General features: G+C 59.5%; 9 protein-coding genes. All 9 read right to left on the bottom strand.

Going from position 1 to position 18638, the window contains the following annotated elements:
* Positions 1-28: 28 nt before the first annotated feature.
* The 9 genes from J4E00_RS19395 to J4E00_RS19355 all read right to left on the bottom strand — a co-directional run bounded on the left by J4E00_RS19395 (position 29) and on the right by J4E00_RS19355 (position 18604).
* Positions 29-1714 (bottom strand): glycoside hydrolase family 43 protein, encoded by a 1686-nt coding sequence (locus J4E00_RS19395; RefSeq protein ID WP_208176923.1) that lies wholly within the window; start codon positions 1712-1714, stop codon positions 29-31.
* 109 nt (positions 1715-1823) lie between these two features.
* Complete coding sequence (locus tag J4E00_RS19390) at positions 1824-4193, bottom strand: glycoside hydrolase family 127 protein (protein ID WP_208176922.1); 2370 nt, start codon at positions 4191-4193, stop codon at positions 1824-1826.
* Positions 4194-4226: 33 nt separating this feature from the next.
* Complete coding sequence (locus J4E00_RS19385) at positions 4227-6854, bottom strand: glycosyl hydrolase 115 family protein (RefSeq protein ID WP_208176921.1); 2628 nt, start codon at positions 6852-6854, stop codon at positions 4227-4229.
* Between the two features lie 102 nt (positions 6855-6956).
* Complete coding sequence (locus J4E00_RS19380) at positions 6957-8072, bottom strand: endo-1,4-beta-xylanase (protein WP_208176920.1); 1116 nt, start codon at positions 8070-8072, stop codon at positions 6957-6959.
* 450 nt (positions 8073-8522) lie between these two features.
* Entirely contained in the window at positions 8523-9854 is a 1332-nt protein-coding gene (xylA, locus tag J4E00_RS19375; protein WP_208176919.1) for a xylose isomerase, read from the bottom strand.
* Positions 9847-11355: a xylulokinase gene (locus tag J4E00_RS19370; RefSeq protein WP_208176918.1), complete on the bottom strand. Its 1509-nt coding sequence runs from the start codon at positions 11353-11355 to the stop codon at positions 9847-9849. Before J4E00_RS19370 ends, xylA begins: the two co-directional genes overlap by 8 nt.
* Positions 11356-11402: 47 nt before the next feature.
* Positions 11403-13352, bottom strand: a complete 1950-nt coding sequence (locus tag J4E00_RS19365) for a sialate O-acetylesterase (RefSeq protein WP_208176917.1) — start codon at positions 13350-13352, stop codon at positions 11403-11405.
* Positions 13353-13522: 170 nt separating this feature from the next.
* On the bottom strand, positions 13523-15427 hold the full coding sequence (locus tag J4E00_RS19360; RefSeq protein ID WP_236049965.1) for a RagB/SusD family nutrient uptake outer membrane protein: 1905 nt from the start codon (positions 15425-15427) through the stop codon (positions 13523-13525).
* Positions 15428-15487: 60 nt separating this feature from the next.
* The gene (locus tag J4E00_RS19355; protein ID WP_208176915.1) at positions 15488-18604 is read right to left on the bottom strand and encodes a SusC/RagA family TonB-linked outer membrane protein; all 3117 of its coding nucleotides are present in this window, start codon (positions 18602-18604) and stop codon (positions 15488-15490) included.
* Positions 18605-18638 lie beyond the last annotated feature (34 nt).

Below are 18638 nucleotides of genomic sequence, written 5' to 3'. Positions count from 1 at the left end.
GGGTGATCAATAGCCCGCACAGTGGGCATTATTTCTTGTACACTGGGTCGTTGCCCTCGTATTTCAGCCACTTGAAGGAAGCCGTGTTGGCAGTGGGCTGGCCCGACGAAGTGGCGTACATCCCGAACAGGCAGCCGATGAAGCCGCCCGCCACCTGCGTGCTCAGGAACTTGCCGTCCACCTTGTCTTTGAGGGTCGTCCAGGTTTTGCCGTTCTCCGAAAACTGGAAGTTGTAGGCATCAGCCTGGGCCTGGATGCGCAGCTGCACGCTGGCCGTAGCCGACTTGAGCGGCGCCTGGGCCAGCAGCTCCGGCTGCTTCACATCGGCGGTGCTTTTGAAGAGTTGCAGCATGGGCTTGCCCCCGTCCACCGACTTACAGAGGTAATAGAAATGCTTCTCATCCTGGAAGATGACCAAGCCTGCCTTTTCATTGGCGGCTTTCGGCGCGAACGTCAACTCGGTTTCGGCAGTACAGTACATGTGCTGCTGGCGCTTGCCAATGAAAGCTGGATTGCCGGTTTCGGCCACCGTTTCGGGCTTCAGCTTCAGGGTGAGCCCCTTGGCTTTGCTCAGCGAATAATTGGTGCTGTCCACCGTGCGCAGAAACAGCAGCGCCGGGTCAAGCTGCTTCTCGAATGTGAGGGTGTAGCCGAAATTGCCGCTCTGGGGCCGGGCGCCGGGCTGCTTCACCTCCGGGAAATTAGCTTTGTAGCTGTACTGAACCCCATTGGGGCCGGGCTCCATTACCGGCCACTCGTCTTTCCAGGTCACGGGCACGATGAAGGTTTCGCGGCCGGTGTTGTAGAAGTTGCCCTCATAAGGCCGTACAGCCAGGAAAATGGCGTAGGTCTTGCCATCCGGCCCCTCCACAAACTGCGCGTGGCCGGCCGACGTGATGGGGTCTTTGCGGTCCTTCGGCAGCTCGCGCTGCGAGAGAATGGGGTTTTTCTCGTAGGGCACAAACGGCCCTAGCGGCTCCTTGCTGCGGAACACGACCTCCGTATGGTTTACCGACGTGCCGCCCTCGGCCGCGTAGAGATAGTACCAGCTGTTGCGCTTCATCAGGTGCGGCCCCTCAATCCAGACGGGCTTTTTGCTGAGGTCCACGCCGCCATTCACCACAATTTTGGACTCGCCCACGGTTTGCAGCGTTTGCGGGTTTAGTTCGATAATCTTGATGGAGCGGTGACCGTCGTAGAGCGGCTTATTGTCGGGCGGGTCGCTGTTGTAGATGACGTAGGCCTTGTCGCCCTCGAAATACAGCGAGGGGTCGATGCCGCGCACCTGGGGCAGGAACGTGGGGTCGCTCCACGGGCCAGCCGGGTTTTTGGCCGTCACCACGAAGTTGCCCTTGTGGTCAATTAGCGTGCAGGTGACGTAGTACGTACCGTTGTGGTACTCAATGGCGGGCGCAAACAAGCCCCGGGTCATACGGTCGCCCAGGAAGTTCATCTGCGAAGGCCTGCTGATGACGTTACCCACCTGCTTCCAGTTCTTCAGGTCCTTGCTGTGCATCACCGGGATGCCCGGAAAGTAGGAAAACGTGGAGTTGACCAAGTAGTAATCTGGCCCAACCTTGACAATGCTAGGGTCTGGGTAAAAGCCAGTTAGAATCGGATTAATTAAGTCAATCGATTGTGCAAATAGGTCTGAAAAAGGCAGCAGTATGGTAGCTGTAGCAGCAACGAATGCCTTTAGGTGATTGATTTTCATGTTAATCGAGGGACGAAAGAGCTCGGAAGCAGGAGTGAAAGTTGAAAAATCTAGTACTCAACGTGGCTAGCGCCTGCCGGGGTGGGTCTGCGGGCCTATATACCCGGACCTACCGTAGCAGGCGCACATCGTACACGCCGCCCGCCGTGGATGCGGCTTCTGCTAGGAATTTTATGGTTAGCTCCGTGGGGGCATTTGGTTTGCGTAGTGTTTCCGGCAGCGCATATTCCATGTCATAGAAGTCGCCCTGTGAGTTGCCCTCTAGTCGGACTTTCGCCAGCGGCAGCCCATTCACCAAAATACTGAACTGCCGGTTCTTGTCGCCGCCCGCGTAGGTTACCCGTAGCGTGCGGGCACTACGCTGCGGGTTGCGCAGCTTGTAGCTGAACCAGCCAGTGGCGTGGCGCCAGTGGCGGTTGCGGAAGGTGCCGGTTTCGGTTTGCTCGCCCTGAAAGCCGTGGTCGGACTCCGGCTGCTGCTCGCCAGGAGTTATCTGGTCCACGGTGCGGGCTTCGAGCGCCCGCTTTTCCTCGTCTTTGCGCCGCAGCTCCTCCTTACGGGCCACCAGGCCAGCGGGCGTCGTCACGGGCCAGTACACCATGTAGCGGGCATCTTGAATCTGGTAAAACGGCACCAGCTGCACGTTGCGGTATTGCTCGGCATCAATCAGGCTGGCGGCCGTGAAGGTGAGCGGATGGCCTGCCACGGGCTTGATGCCCTCGGCCACATTTGGACCAGCCGAAACGAGCACGGGGGCTTCCTCAATTGGGTAGAGCTTGCCATTGGGCACGTGCGACATGCGCGCGCCATCGGCCCGCAGGCCCTTCAAATCGGTGGTATCCGTGACGGCCGCCAGCACTACCGGGCCGTGCACAAACGACACCCACGCGGAATGGTCTGGCAGGTACTCGGCCGTAGTGGTCATGGGCAGGGCCACGCTCACCACGTCGCCCGAGCGCCACTTGCGCGTCAGCGTGACGTAGCCCGGCAAGGCGGCGCTGGCCGTCACTGATTGGCCATTGACCTGCACCTGCAGTTGGCCCGCCGGCACCCAGCGCGGCTGCCGGATGCTGAGCGCAAAGGTGCGCGGCTTTTTCAGGTCCAGCTTCAGCTGTGTGCGTTCCTCCATGGGGAAAGTTGTCTGCTGGGTAAGGGTAAGCCCCTGCTCGGCCCAGGTGAGCGTGGAGGGAATGAACAGGTTCACCAGCAACTCGTTGGTGCCTTTATGCGCGTACACCAGCTCGCCGTATTTGCCGTGGTTTTCCAGGCCCGAGCCCACGCAGCACCAGAAGCCTTCTTGCGGCTGCGAGTACACGCGGTAGTGCCGGGGCCGCATGGGCGTGAAGTACACAAAGCCCCCCTGCCCCGGGTGCTGCGACGACAGAATATGATTGTAAGTCGCCCGCTCGTAATAATCCAGGTACTTGGTCGAGCCGCTGGTCAGGTACAGCTCCTTGCTCAGCTTGAGCATGTTGTAGGTATTGCACGTCTCCGGCCCTTCCGTGCTTTCCAGCATGGACGCAAAGCTGCTGGCCGGGTTGAAGTGCTCGCTCACGCTGTTGCCCCCAATGGAAACCGTCCGGTTTTCCACCACCGTTTTCCAGAAAAAGGCCGCCGCTCCCGCCCAAGCCGGGTCGCCCCCCACCTCTGCCACCCGCTCAAAGCCGATGACTTTCGGAATCTGAGTGTTGGCGTGCATGCCATTCAGCACGTCCTTACCAGCCAGCAGCGGCTCCAGCACCACCCGGTGCGAGAAGCGCTGGGCCAGCGTGAGGTACTTGCGGTCGTGGGTGAGGTCGGCTACGTCGGCGAATATCTCGTTCAGGCCGCCGTGCTCACTGCGCATCATTTCCTGCAACTGCGCATCCGTCAGGTTGGCAGTCAGGTCCAGAAACCAGTCGGTCAACTTGATTAGCATGCCGCGGGCTTTCTCGTTGCCGCCCACCATGTAGGCGTCGCGCAGGCCGGCGCAGGTTTTGTGCAGGTTGTAGAGCGGCACCCACTTATCGTTCAGCCCAAAGCTGTTGGCCTTGATGTTGCCGGCCTTCACCTGCGCCCACATGGCGGGGCCACCCGGCACGCCGCCCAGGTAGCCATTGCCGCTTTTCTGCTGGCAAACCTCCAGCTGGTCAATCATGTACGCGAGGCGCTGCTTCACTTGCTCATTGCCGGTAGCGGCGTACATGTAGGCCAGCGCCGAGAGGTAATGCCCACCCATGTGGCCATCCAGGCCCGTGTTTTCCCAGTTGCCGTAGCGCTCGGCTTTGGGCGGCAAGCCCGCCGAGGCCAGGTAGGGCGCCAGCAGCCGGTCGGGGTTGAGCAACAGCATATAAGCCTGGTCCGTCTGCTGGGCCTCCAAGAAGGGACTGTCCAGCAAGCGCACCGCCGATACGGAAAAGCTTTGAAGTTTCACCGTTTGCCCCGAGCCGAGTACAGGCGCCAGCCAAATAGCCAGAAGCAGGAATTTTCCTTTATTCATCACGCTTTTCTGAATGAAATACTCACCAGCAGCTTAGCGTCGGCCAAGGCTTCCTTTTTCGCTCTTTGGTTCGGCAGCTACCCCCTTTGCATTCGCCGGCGGCCCGAGGTAAGTAGCTGGCAGTGGGCTGGGGCTTACCACCAGCTTTTCGAGCACCACACCAGGGTCTACACGCCAGAACTTGAGCGTGTGAGCGCCGGCCGCAGCTACGTTGTGCTGCGAAGTTTTCAGGATGATGCTTTCGGCCACGGCCTGCTGCCAGGGCCGGTTGCCATTTTCGGGGGCGAGGCCGGTGTGCAGGTTCACCAGCTGCGGCGCTTCATCGTCGATGGACACAGCGTAGCGCAAGCCAGTGGTGTTGGTGAAATCAAGGGTCGGGGCTAAGTAGGCACTCACCGTCACGGGGCCAGCCTGCGCCAAGTTGATGCGGTACTCCAGGTGCGGGCTGCTGCCGCCCGGCGCGGCCGTGGGGACAGCCGTAACCGGGAAGGTGGTGACGGCGCCTGCCGTGCGGCCCAGGTCGGGCAGGCGCTGCCAGGTGATGGGGCCGGCGTTCACGGCCTGAGTATAGTGCTCGGCTTCGAGCGACACGTAGGCAGCGGAGGCGACCGCCGCAGACTTGGGCGTAGCATCCGAGGCCGTAGCACCTGCGGGCAGGGTCACGACATCGGGCATTTTATCAGCATTTGGCTGCTGCCAGTAGGTGTAGCCGATGTGCGTCTGGTCCATCATGTGGTTCCATTTGCCGCCGGCCAGGGCGTGGTACCGGTCCTTTATTTCCGTGTCTTTGGCATACAGCGCTTTGGCTTTTTCGGCCAGCGCATTGGTGGTAGGCTGATTGGTTTTAGCGGCCTCCCGGTTCTGGGCCACGGTGTAGTACAGCTCGTTGAGGTTGGCGCAGGCCAGCACGGGGTGCAATACCAGCTCGAAGTAGGCGTCGCGGTCGGCAGTGGGCAGCTTTTGGTTGATAGCCTCAGCCCGGGCCAGCAGCGCGTTGTAGTCGGCCACTACCGTGGCCCATTCGCCGGTGGCGAGGCTGTAGGTGTTGGCGTCCAGCAGTTCGGGCTTGCGGCGGGCGTTGTACTTGGCGTACTTGGCCAAGATGTCGGCGATGTCGGCCGCGTACTTCGGCCCAAACTGCTGGGCGGCCCAGCGCTGGGTATAGTCGCCCACTTGCCCGGCCGAGATGCGGTCGGGGTTCCAGGCGTACTCCAGGAAGAAGCTGATGGGCAATTCCATGGGCTTGAGGTCACCCACGTTCACAATCCAAATCTGGTTGGCGCCATACTCGTGCGCCAGGTGCATCTGCTCCCAAATGCGCGGCAGCGGATTGGTGTTAAGCCACTTGTAGTTGCGCGGCCCGCCCACGTAGTCGAAGTGGTAGTAGATGCCGTAGCCACCTTTGCGGGGCTTTTCGGAGAGCTTGGGCAGCTTGCGCAGGTTGCCCCAGTTGTCGTCGCAGAGCAACAGGGTGATGTCGTCGGGCACGCGCATGCCCTTGTCGTAGTAGTCCTGCACCTCCTTGTAGAGCGCCCACAGCTGGGGCGTCTGGTCGGCGGGCTTGTGGGTTTCTTCAGCAAGGATTTTACGCTGGTCAGCCACTATTTTTTCGAGCAGGGCAATGTTGCTGCCCTCGCTCATGGGCTCGTCGCCGTCGCCGCGCATGGCCATGGTCACGATGCTTTCGTGGGTGCCCATGTTGCGGATGCCTTGGCGCCAGAAGCGGCGCAGGGTGGTGTCGTTGGTCTGGTAGTTCCAGGGGCCGTGGCCGTAGCGCTTCCACTCCTGCTGGGCGCGTTGCATGGGCTCGTGGTGCGAGGTGCCCATCACCACGCCGTACTCATCGGCCATCACCGGGCTCAGCTTGTCGTCGTCGTTGAAGGCATTGCCCCACATGGCGGGCCACAGGTAATTGCCTTTCAGCCGCAGAATCAGCTCAAACACATGCGCGTACATCTTCGAGTTGATGCCCCCGAATTTCTCCTTCGCCCAGCCCGACAGCGCCGGCGCTTCGTCGTTGAGAAAAATGCCCCGGTACTTCACCTTCGGCTCGCCCAGCGTGTGGCGAACGGCAGGGATGTGTAGGGCCGTTTGTGGCTTTACCGGCACATCGGCCCACCAGTACCAGGGCGACACCCCAATCTGCTGCGAGAGGTCATAAATGCCGTAGATAGTGCCGCGCTTGTCGCTGCCCGCAATAACCAGCGCTTGCTTTACTCCTGGCATGGGGTTCAGCACCACCTGCCGCACAAACACTTCCCACTTACCGGTTATGGCCGAAGCGTCGAGCTTCTTCTGCTTCACCAGCGCATCAATCAGGGGGCTTTTGCCAATGGTGCCGATGAGCACCACTGCCTGCTCCGCCGGCTGGCTGGTGCTGAAGCTGGGCTCAATTTTGGTCACGCGCTGCACATCGGCCTGCAGGTCTTTGGCGGCGCGCAGCACGCCCGGCCAGTCAGTCGCACTGGCGTAGATGGCGGCGGCTTTGCCATTGGCGGCCAAGGTGAAATCGGTGGCCGCTTTGGTCGCGGACTTGGCAGCGGCCGACTTGGCTTGGGCCTGAGCGGCGGGGCTGCTGAACAGTAACAGCAGCACCAGCCACAGCGAATGGCGCGTGGCAGCCGGTCGGATTAGCGAGCGAATGATGGGTGGGACAATCATCGAAGTTTGCTTTATAGATAGAGTAGCGTGCTGCTGCCAAAGAGTCTGGGAAAGGCCACCATACCGAGCGCAGCCGAGCATGATGGCCTTTCCCAGAATCTCCTACTTAGCGGCTTGCACCACCGCCTGGAAAGCGGGTTTGGGCTGGTACTTGCGGTCGAACAGCAAGGGGTAGCTGGTGCGGCCCCGGATGGGCCAGTTGTTTAGCCAGGAGTCGGCATCTGTCACGCCCCAGAGGGTGATGCGGTCAATCACGTCGCGGTGCTTGTGAAACAGGGCAAACAGGTCGGCGTAGCGCTTGGTCAGTTGCTGCTGCACCGAATCGGGCAGGCCGGTGGTGTACACGTTGTATTTGGCATCGGCCCCAAAGGTTTCGGCGATGTCGGCGCCTTGGCGGCGGCTTGGGTTTGGCAGCACGTCAATGTCAAGTTCCGTGAAATTGACGTGTACGCCCAACTGCGAAAAAGCCACAATGCTGGCCTCTACCTGCTCAATGCTGGGCTTCGTGAGGCCGTAGTGGCCCTGCATCCCGATGGCGGCCACCTTGATGCCTTTGGCCTGCAGGCTTTTCACCAGCTTGATGACGCCCGCACGTTTCTCAGGACGGTAGAGGCTGTAGTCGTTGTAATAGAGTTCAGCTTTCGGGTCGGCTTTGTGGGCGTATTCAAAAGCTTTGGCGGCGAAATCCTCACCGAGGATTTCCAGCCACTTGGTCTTGCGCAAATCGCCTAGCTGGTCGTCGATGGCTTCGTTCAGCACATCCCAGCCCGCGATTTTGCCTTTGTAGCGACCCACTACAGTGTTGATGTGCTCTTCTAGTCGCTTCAGCAGCATTTCGCGGCTGGCAGGCTTGCCGTCGGCGTCCTCAAATACCCACTTGGGCGTTTGCTGGTGCCACATCAGCGTGTGGCCGATGGTGAACATCTTATTTGCTTGCCCAAAGGCCACGTAGTCGTCGGCGGGCTTGAAGTTGTACTTGTCGGGCTGCGGGTGCACGGCCTCCCACTTTAGCAGGTTCTCGGGGCTGATGGTGTTGAACTGCTGCTTAACCAAGGCGATGGAGTTGGCATCTTGGCCGCTTATCTGGCGGTTGTTGAGGGCAGCGCCTACATAAAAATCCTTTTTGAATGCTTCTTTCAGGCTCAGGTCTGCTTTTGGCCCGAACCCCAGGCCAATGCCAGCCAGCGCAAAGCACTTAATCAAATATTTAATTTTCATTATCCTATATAATTTAAAAGGCCGACGTATACCGCCGCCTCTGGAATTTCAGCGTTGAAGTTGAGCACCACGATGTCGTTGCGCTGGCATGGCCACTAGCGGGCAGCATGCGGGGAGATGGGAGTAGGAGCCGAAACCTTTTTAAGGTCACGCATTGCGCTTTAAGCAAGTGGAGAGGCATTCCGGGGTGTGGGTAACTACCCACACAGTGCCAGCGCCCGCTCACCTTCGGGCACTAGCACCAACCGAAACGCCTCTCAAGCCTAGCTACTTTTTGCAGAAAGCACCAGGCCCTTCCACCTACTTTGTAAACCAAAAACTTCCCCGGCCAGCCGCGTCACTGTTCCCACCATTCCACAGCCGGCCGGTTCCGTTTTTTCAGTCACTTATTTTCGATTATTCAGAGAAGTCCGTCAGGCTTTGCAGCGCGTTGCCTGACGGGCTAGGTTCTTAGATGTACTGGTTGATAATGGCTTCCAGCCACTCTTGCTTGCCGCTTTTCGGCAGGGGCTCGCCCGATTTGTGGGCGATGGTACGCAAATCCTCCAGGGTCAGCTGGCCTTTCTCAAAAGCCGCGCCTTCACCCGAATCGAACGAAGCGTAGCGCTCCGTGCGGAACTTCTTGTAAGCCGATTTTTCCAGAATAGCATCGGCCGTGACGAGGGCGCGGGCGAAGGTGTCCATGCCCGCGATGTGGGCGATGAAAATATCTTCCAAATCCGTCGAGTTGCGGCGGGTTTTGGCGTCGAAGTTGATGCCTCCCTGGGTGATGCCACCGGCCTCGAGGATAATGAGCATCGACTCGGTCAGCTCGTTCAGGTTGTTGGGGAACTGGTCAGTATCCCAGCCGTTCTGGTAGTCGCCGCGGTTGGCGTCCATGCTGCCCAGCATGCCGGCATCGGCCGCCACCTGTAGCTCGTGCTGGAAGGTGTGACCCGCCAGCGTGGCGTGGTTCACTTCCAGGTTCAATTGGAAATCATCCTGCAGGCCGTGCTCCTTCAGGAAGCCAATGACGGTAGCGGCGTCGAAGTCGTACTGGTGCTTGGTGGGCTCGGCCGGCTTGGGCTCGATGAAGAACTTACCGGTAAAGCCTTGCTTACGAGCATAGTCGCGGGCCATAGTCAGGAATTTGGCCATGTGTTCCTGCTCGCGCTTCATGTCGGTATTCAGCAGGGTCATGTAGCCCTCGCGGCCACCCCAGAACACGTAGTTCTCGCCGCCCAGCGCGATGGTCGCGTCAATAGCGTTGAGGACCTGCGTGCCGGCGTGCGCCACCACCTGGAAGTCGGGGTTGGTGCTGGCGCCGTTCATGTAGCGCGGGTTCGAAAACACGTTGGCCGTGCCCCAGAGCAGCTTCACGCCACTTTCCTGCTGGTGCTGCTTCACATAATCCACAATGGTGGACAGGTTGCGCTCGTACTCAGCCAGGGAGTTGCCTTCGTCCACCAAATCGATGTCGTGGAAGCAGTAGTAGGGCGTACCGAGCTTGGTGAAGAATTCAAACGCCGCATCGGCTTTGTCCTTGGCGCGGCCCACGATTTCATGGTGCGAGTCCCAGGCAAAGTTCTTGGTACCAGGGCCAAACGGGTCGCCGCCGGTGCCCACAAACGTGTGCCAGTAGGCCGTAGCAAAGCGCAGGTACTCTTTCATGGTCTTGCCAGCGACCACGCGGTTCTCATCGTACCACTTAAAGGCCAGCGGATTATCCGACTCGCGCCCTTCGTACTTAATGGTGTCGATACCGGTAAAAAATTCAGTCTTCGAAAGCGTGTTGCTAGACATGAGATAAGGAAATTGGTTGGGGAACTAGTTGGTTTAATGCTTCTTGCCAGCGGCTGTAGGCGGCTTGGTATTGGTCGTGGAGCGCCGCGGTAGGCTCCACGGTTAGGATGCGTTCGAGACCACCGAAGGCTTCGGCCGCACTCGCGTATACGCCGGTGCCGATGCCGGCGCCGCGGGCAGCGCCCTGCGCCGCGTCGGTATTGTAGAGCTCCAGTGTCACGTTGCCGGCGTTCACAAATGCCTCGCGGAACACCGGGCTGAGGAACATATTGGCATTACCGGCACGCACGGTGCGGACTTGCACGCCCATCTGGCGCATGATGTTCATGCCATAAATCAGGGCAAACACAATGCCCTCCTGGGCGGCGCGCAGCAGGTGTGCCTGGCTGTGGATGTTGAAGTTGAGGCCGTGCAGCTCAGCGTCAGTGGGCTGGTTTTCGAGGATGCGCTCGGCTCCATTACCAAAGGGTAGGAAAACCAAGCCCTCCGCTCCTACCGGCGCCTGTGCGGCGCGGCGGTTCATCTCGTCATAGGGCATTTCGCCCACGATTTTGCGCAGCCAGCTATTAAGAATGCCGGTACCGTTCATGCACATCAGTACTCCATTGCGCGGTGCGGCAGCCGTATGGTTGACATGCACAAAGGCGTTCACCCGCGAAGCGGGGTCGGAAGCGGGTGCGTCGGTGATGCCGTACACAACTCCCGACGTACCGGCCGTGGCCGCGATTTCGCCGGGGTTCAGCACGTTGAGGGAGAAGGCGTTGTTGGGCTGGTCGCCGGCCCGGTAGCTGATGGGCGTGCCAGCCGTGAGGCCCAGCTCGTGCGCAGCCTCGTCGCTCAGCTGGCCCTGCACCGAGAAAGTGTCCACCACTTCGGGCAGCAGGTCGGCGCTGATGCCGTAGTAATCCAGTAGCTCCTGGGCAATGGCCTGGTTTTTGAAATTCCAGAATACACCTTCCGACAAGCCCGACACGGTGGTCTGCAGCTGGCCGCTCATCTTAAAGGCGATGTAGTCGCCGGGCAGCTGAATCTTGTGAATCTGCGCGTAAATCTCCGGCTCGTTTTCGCGCACCCACTTCAGCTTGGAGGCGGTGAAGTTGCCGGGCGAGTTCAGGAAATTTTCGAGGCAATACTCCTCTCCTAGCTCAGCAAAAGCCTGATTGCCGAGGTCCACGGCGCGGCTGTCGCACCAGATAATGGCTGGACGCAGCACCTTGCCATCCTTATTGACCAGCACGAGGCCGTGCATCTGGTACGTGATGCCGATGCCAGCTACTAGGTCGGTATCGAAGCCATAGGCGGCTTTGAGCTCAGCGGTGGCGTTCACGCACTCCTGCCACCAGCGCTCGGGGCGCTGCTCGGCCCAGTCGGCCTGGGGCACGCTGATTTCCATCTCCTGCTTGGGAGACGTAACAGCCGCAACGGCCTTGCCGGTGGCAATGTCGAGCAGCGAAACTTTGATAGAAGAGCTACCGATGTCGTAGCCGAGGAGGTATTTCATAGTCAGTTCATAAGTAGGAAGGTGCCCCGGCCGAACGATGTAACAGCCTAAAGCACATCAGCTGCCGTAGTAAATGGCGAAGCCGGCAGCCCCTCCTTGTTGTAAAGATTTGCACCTTCGGGATTGTCGGCCCAGGCGTAGCACACCACCGTAGGGTTCAGCACTTGGTCATTCCAAACTACCACCTTATTGCCTTCTATTCGTGCCTGCGCCCACACAAATTTCTTATCCGGCCCGGCGACGGCAAAGCCTTTTAGTGGGCCTCCACCCTTCGCTACCAAGCCGCCGCCGATGCTGGTGAAGCTGAGTGTGACTTTGTTGCCAGCAGTTTGCATGCCTTGATAGAGCGGGCCGGAAGCCACCACTTTTTTATCGCCATACGCCACTTTTTGGGCGGCTAAGGCCAGACGGTGGCCCACTGTCTGCTTGTCGAGGGGATGAATGTCGTTCCACTCACCCACATCCGAAATCACGGCCATGCCGGTGTTGGGCACGGCCAGCGTACGGCGCTGGGCATCGCGCACGCCCGCCCAGCCGCTTTCGCCGGGCTCGGGTTTCACGGCCATAAAATTGGCCAACTGCACATACAGGAAGGGTAGGTCGGGACGCTGCAGGTGGGCGCGCCAGTCGGCAATCAGGCTGGTCATCAGGGCTTGGTAGTCCTGAGGGTGGCCAGTGTTGCTCTCGCCCTGGTACCACAGCACGCCTTTGATGGCGTAAGGCAGCACCGGCGCAATCATGCCGTTGTAGAGGCCGCCGGGCTGGTACTGAAACGTGGTGGTACCTGGCGTAGGAGTCGAAGTAGCGCCCAGCTTGTACTGCCAAGGACCGCGCAGGTCAATGGTCTGGCCGCCGGCACTGAGCTGGTAGTTCTTCTCCGGTGTGAAGCCGCCCCGCCCACCGTTGCTGATGAGGCGCACCGTTACCACGTTTTTACCGGGCTTCAGGACGCCTGCCTTCACCTCGTACTTGCGGGGCGGATACTGGTAGCCGGTGCTGCCCACCAGCTGGCCGTTGATGTAGGTAGAGTCGGCATCGACCAGCGTGCCCAGCTCCAGCCGTGCGGGTTGGCCCACCATAGCGGCAGGCACCTCCACTTCTTTGCGGAACCACACCACGCCATTTACCATGCCCAACGGCGTCTGGTTGGCCCAGTAGCCGGGCACGTTCATGCTGGCCCAGCTGCTGGCATCGTAGCCGGGGGCCGACCATTTCTGCTGGCCTCGCGCTTCGCCCTGGTCTGCTTGATATAGCTGCTTGTACCAGTCCGACACGGCCGCGCCTTCGCGCTGCCGGATGCCCGCTACCATCGCGCTGTCCTTGTATTTAGCACCTTGCTCCTCGTATTTCGGGAATTGCTTCAGCGCCTCAGCACTCAGCCAGGCTTCGGCCGGCGAACCGCCCACGGCGTCTTTGATGATGCCAACCGGTACCTGGTATTTGGCGTTAATTTCCTTAGCGAAGAAGTAAGCCACGCCCGAGAATTGCAGTACAGTTTGCGGGTCGGCGGCAATCCACTTGCCGCCGGTGATGTCGGGGCGCGGGCCTTTGAAGGCATAGGTCAGGGGCACTTCGTATTGCCGGATGCGCGGGTTAGCAGCTTGGGCGATGACATCGGGGAATTTGTCGCGCAGGCGAAGCATGGGCGTTTCCATGTTCGACTGGCCCGAGCACAGCCATACGTCGCCCACCATAATGTCTTTTACGCTCAACTCATTGCTGGCTTTGATATTCAACTCATACGGCCCACCAGCCTTCATTGCCGGCAGGGCCACGCGCCACTGGCCGTCCGAGCCAGTGGTAGCGGCGTAGGTTTTGCCCTGGAACGCCACCGTCAGCTTCTCGCCTGGCTTGGCCCAGCCCCAGATGGTCACCGGCCGGTCGCGCTGCAGCACCATGCCGTTGCTCACCAGGCGCGGCAGGCGCACCTGGGCGGTAGCATCGTGGGCAAAGGGGACACTCAGCAGCAGTGCAAGGGCAAACGTATTAACTTTCATACACATAGCAACGAAACGGTAGCTGAAAGGACCAAAACCAGTACCCTCTCATAAATAAGCCCCGGTTTCGAGGAGAAACCGGGGCTTGTTTTCTTAAGCTGACAAGGCAAAAAAAGAGTAAAAAGATTGGCGAATCGCATGACGCCCGCCAACCTTCTCTCCCTTCCTGGCTAGTTATAGCCAGGGTTCTGGTAAGTAGCCTTCACGTCTGCCGATACGTCCAGACGGTCGAGCTGAGTCTGCGGAATAGGCCGCAGGTAGTTGAAGGGCTGGATGGTACGGGTAACGGTGGCAGGTGTATGGTCGCCGTAGTTGGTTCCGCTGATGCGGTAGGTAGAGGCCAGCTCATTCCACTTCTGCGTGCGCACTAGGTCGAACCAACGGTAGCCTTCGGCGTAGTACTCGCGCGAACGTTCTGCCAGGATGTAATTGATGGTGATAGTGGTCGGGGTGGCCGCCACCATTGCCGCGCTGTTGTCCTGCACTCTGCTCGTGTTGTTGTTGTTGTCGAAACGCCACTTGCCGGCCCGAGCCCGAATCACGTTAATCAACTCCCGGGCGCTTTGGCCCGATTTAGTAGTTGCTCCCTTCACAGCGGCCTCAGCCGCTACGAAGTATAGTTCCGAGAATTTGGCAATGTTGAACGGACGGGTGCTGCCCGCGTTGGGCTGGCCCAGTCCCGAGCCGCCGTCGGTGCGGTAGGGGCCGAGCTTCCACAGGCCGGGATACACAATCCGGCTGATGCCACGCGGTGAAATCACGTAATCGGCCCGACCAGGCAGCACGCCAGCGCCCACGTTGTTTGCGCCTGTGCCGCTGGGGTACGTAATGGGCGTAGCAGGCTCGGTATCCAGGAACGTCAGGATGGCACCGCCCGGGCTCACGGGCTGGTTGTTGGCGTTGTACAGCACCGAGTTTGTCACGCCGGCTTTGGGCCAGTTGCCCCTGTACACCGTAGTAAAGGTGCCATCGTAGCGCGAATCGTTCGTTTTGTCAGCAAAGGTGTTCTCGACGACGTCTACGGTGGGCGCCATGCGGTTCCAGGGGCGACCCAGATGCTGTTCAGCTTCCCGCTGCACAGAAGATACTGCACCTGAGCCGTCGGGATTCGTCGCACTGCGCAGGTTGGTGTAGTTCCAGGTCATCATCCAGCCGGCAAAGTTGTCGGGGGCCCCGCCGCTGCCGAAGGTCAGGCTACCGGCATTGTAGATTTCGCTGCTTTCGGTGTGGTCCGCGTACAGCATCATCTCCGTGTTGCGGTCGTTGGTGCCCACGTGCACGTCATAATACGTAGGCTGCAAGCGGAACAGCCCCGGGTTATCGATGCCGGCCGTAGCAATGTCATACGCCTGCTGGTAGTAATACTGGGCGGTGCGGCCGGCCGGGTCGGTACGCTGCGCTGCGGGGTAGGTGGGAATGTTGTTGGGGTTTTCAAGCCACCAAGCGTAGGTCAAGTACGCCTTGGCCAAGTAGAGACGGGCCAGCGTTTTGGTGACGCCGCCAACAACCCGCGGCGTCGCCGGCAAGTCATTGACGGCTTGCAGCAAATCCGGGAAAACGGCTTTGGTATACACCTCGGGCACCGTGTTGCGCACCGAGGTTCTAACGGGGTTGGTATTGAACGCCAGCTCTCCCGAGCCCAAGTCTAGGGGCACCCCGCCAAACGTTTGCACCAGCATAAAGTAATCGAAAGCCCGGAAGAACCGTGCCTCAGCCACTAACGCGGGCGAAATGGTACCCACGGCGGTGGCATTTTTGATGATGCCACTGGCTGTGTTGATGTTGGGAAAAGCCGTCGTCCATAAGGCATCGGCCCGGCTGTTGTTGGCGTTCAGCGTCGCGCGGCCCGAGAAGTCCATGGCCAGGAAGTTCTCGTCGGCGTCCCGGCCGTAGGTGGCTTCGTCGGTTCCGGTCAGGGTGGCGTTGTAGTAGTAGGCATTGCCGTAGATGTAGCGCAAGTGCGCGTACATAGAGGTTAGGCCGCCGCTCACGCCTCGTTCGGTTTGGAAGAAGCCCGGCTCGTAAATGCTGCGGGGCTCTTCGTCCAGCAGTTTTGAGCAGCTGGTTGAAGCCATAGAGAGAACGGCAGCACCTGTCAACAGTTTTATATTCAGAGATTTCATCGGTTGAGTTGCTTAAAAAGTGAGGTTGAGGCCCACGATGTAGGAGCGGGTGGCCGGGGCGTTGGTACCTATTGTCAGGATGCGGCGCAGGTTCTGGGCCAGGGGTACGGCCGCGTTTTCATCGCCAAAGGAGTTGGTTTCCGGGTCCATGCCCGATTCTTTTTTGTAAGGCGAGAAAAACACGAAGGGATTCTGGGCCGTTGCGTAGAGGCGCAGGCGGCTAACGCCGGCATTCTTCAGCCACGCCATGTTATCGAAGTTATAGCCCAGCGAGATGGTGCGAACCTTCAGGTAAGAAGCGTCGAAGTAGCCCAGCGTCGAGCCGTATTTGGGGTTGTCGCCGCTCGTGACGCCGCCCGGCTTGGGGTATTTGGCGCCGGTGTTGGTGGGCGTCCAGTAATCCACTTCCACGTTGCCGCGCCGGCCGTTTAGCAGGTTCAGGTAGCCCGACGAGCCGTAGATGGTGCTGTTGAGCAGGCCGCCGTTCTGGAAGGCGCCCACCACCGACAAGTCGAAGCCTTTGTAGGCCAAGCGGGTGTTGAAGCCGCCCTGGAAGTTGGGGTTCACGTCCAGCACCTGACGGTCCAGCACGCCAATGGGGCGGCTTGGGGTTCCGTCGGGGTTGTAGCCACCGGTGTATTTCACCTTAATCATGCCCACGTTGCCGCCGGGCTCCAGCACATTTAGGTAGGGGTCGTCTTGCTGCCACAGGCCCACTTTTTCGTAGTCGTAGATGACGTTGATGGGCTTGCCCACGAACCACCAGTTGCCTTCATCGCTCTGCTGCGCCCCAGCCAGCGAGGTAATCCGGTTGCGGTTGACATACACGTTGACGCCTGCTTCCCAGGTCAAGCCGTTGGGGTTTTGCAGAATCAACCCGTTCAGCGCCAACTCGACGCCTTTGTTCTGGGTAGAGCCAATGTTAGCTGTGTAGCTGCTCACGCCTGAGGTAGGCGGCAGCCCCAATCCGAGCAGCAGGTTTTCGGTGTTGGTGATATAGTATTCCACTGTACCCGAAAGCCGGTTTTTCAGGAGCGAGAAATCCACGGCGTAGTTCCACGTCTTCGAGTATTCCCAACCCAGGGTAGGGTTGGGCAGGTCGGTCACGAACAGGCCCGTCTGGTAGTTGGTGGGACCAAAGTTGTAGGGGCGGGTGGTCAGACGGCCCAGGGTAGCGTAGGGCGCAATGGACTGGTTCGACGTAACACCGTAGCCGGCCCGCAGTTTCAGCATGTTGATGGCCGTCACGTTCTGCATGAAGCCTTCTTTGGCCATGTTCCAGCCCAGCGATACGGCCGGATAGGTGTTCCACTTGTGGCCGGCGGCTAAGCGCGAGGAGCCATCCGAACGCACCGTGGCCGACAGCAAATACCGGTCGTCGTAGGAATACATCACCCGGCCCATGTACGACAGCAGCCCGTATTTTTGATACTGCTGTTCATTATTAGCAGTGGGTACGGTGATTTCGCCGGCGGCCAGCCCCAGGTTGTAGAACTGGAAGGCGTCGGAAGGAATATCCCGGGCGTTAACCTGCGCCCGGTTGTAAATATTGCTGGAGGCAGAATACAAGGCTAACGCATTGATATTATGCTTCCCGCCAAAGGTGCGGTCGTAAGATAAAATGTTTTCAACGGTGTAGTCTGTGGTAACCGCGTTGCTGACGGATGCAGTCGAAACAGTAGTCGGGTTGACCGCGTTGACGCCCTGGCCGGTGTAGCTCCCGCCCTGGCTCTGCCGGTAGTTCACGCCCAGGTTGACGCGGTATTTCAACCCTTCCACACCTGGCATCCTGAATTCGCCGAAGAGGGCGTTGTAGGTGGCAAAGTTTCTCGTTTGGTTCAGCCACTTGTCTTTGTTGGCTTCAATTACGTCCTTGGTGGTCGTCCACTGGTCGTCCAACGGCATTTTAAACACTCTTTTCAGCGACCCATCCGCGTTGTACGGATTGGCGATGGGCGACGAAGTCAAGGAACTGTACACTCCCACGTTGGCGCCTTCCGTTAAGTTGTAGCTGTTGTTGGTAGTGAAACCCAACCGAACGTATTTGCCCACGCTCTGGTCCAGCGTGCCGCGTACGGAATAACGCGTGTACTGCTGGGTCGGAACGACGCCTTGTTCCTGGTAGTAGCCCGCGTTGAAATTGTAGCGCCCGTTTTCCGTGCCGCCATTCAGGCCCACGTTTTGGTTGGTTTGAAGGCCGGTTCGGTACAACAGCTTCTGCCAATCGGTATTGACGTCATCGGATTCGTCCAGGGTATTTTTGTAGATGCCGGCGTCCTTGCGCAGCTGCGCAAATTCTTGTCCGTTCATCATAGGGTATCTGGAGAACAAGGTTTTCACGCCTACGAACCCGTCGTACACTACTTGAGCCTTCTGTCCTTTCTTGCCCCCCTTGGTGGTGACGAGCACCACGCCGTTGGCCCCACGTGACCCGTAGATGGCTGTGGCCGAGGCATCCTTCAGAATATCAACCGAGGCAATATCGTTGGGGTTGATGTCGCCGATGGAGCCAGGGAAAGGAATACCGTCCAGTACAATCAGGGGGTCGTTGGTAGCCGTCAGGGAACGGGTGCCGCGGATGCGGATTTGCGTGCTGGCCCCGGGCTGGGAGGAGGTTTGGGAAATTTGCACGCCCGGCAGGCGGCCTTGCAGGGCCTGCGAGATGTTGGCTGCGGGGACCTCACGCAGGGCTTCGCCGTTGATGGAAGCAACAGAACCCGTTACCGCTTCTGCTCGCTGCGTACCGTAACCCACTACTACTACCTCTTCCAAGGCCTTGGTGTCGGTGGTTAGTATCACCGGGCTGATGGTGGCTTCACGGCCCACGGGCACTTCTTGTGCCAAGAAGCCGACGAACGAAAACACCAACGTGGTGCCCGGCGCGGCGGCCAGCGAGTAGTTACCGGCGGCATCGGTTACGGTGCCCGTAGAGGTACCTTTCACTACTACGTTCACGCCGGGAATTCCAGTCCTGTCGGCGCCGAGTACGCTGCCCGATACGGTTTGGGTTGTTTGGGCCTGCGCCGTGAGTGGCGTTAGCAGTCCGCTGGCTACGGGAAGTCCCGAGGCCATCAGGAAAGGCCAGCTTAGTTGCAGGGCCTTCTTCTGAAAGAGTAAGGATTTATGCATGTTGGTGGGAATTTTATTTGGGGGTTTAGTTGAA

It is taken from the genome of Hymenobacter negativus (assembly GCF_017571495.1).
Taxonomy (GTDB): domain Bacteria; phylum Bacteroidota; class Bacteroidia; order Cytophagales; family Hymenobacteraceae; genus Hymenobacter; species Hymenobacter negativus.
Note: the sequence above shows the minus strand (reverse complement) of the source record. Positions and strands in the feature narration are given on the sequence as shown.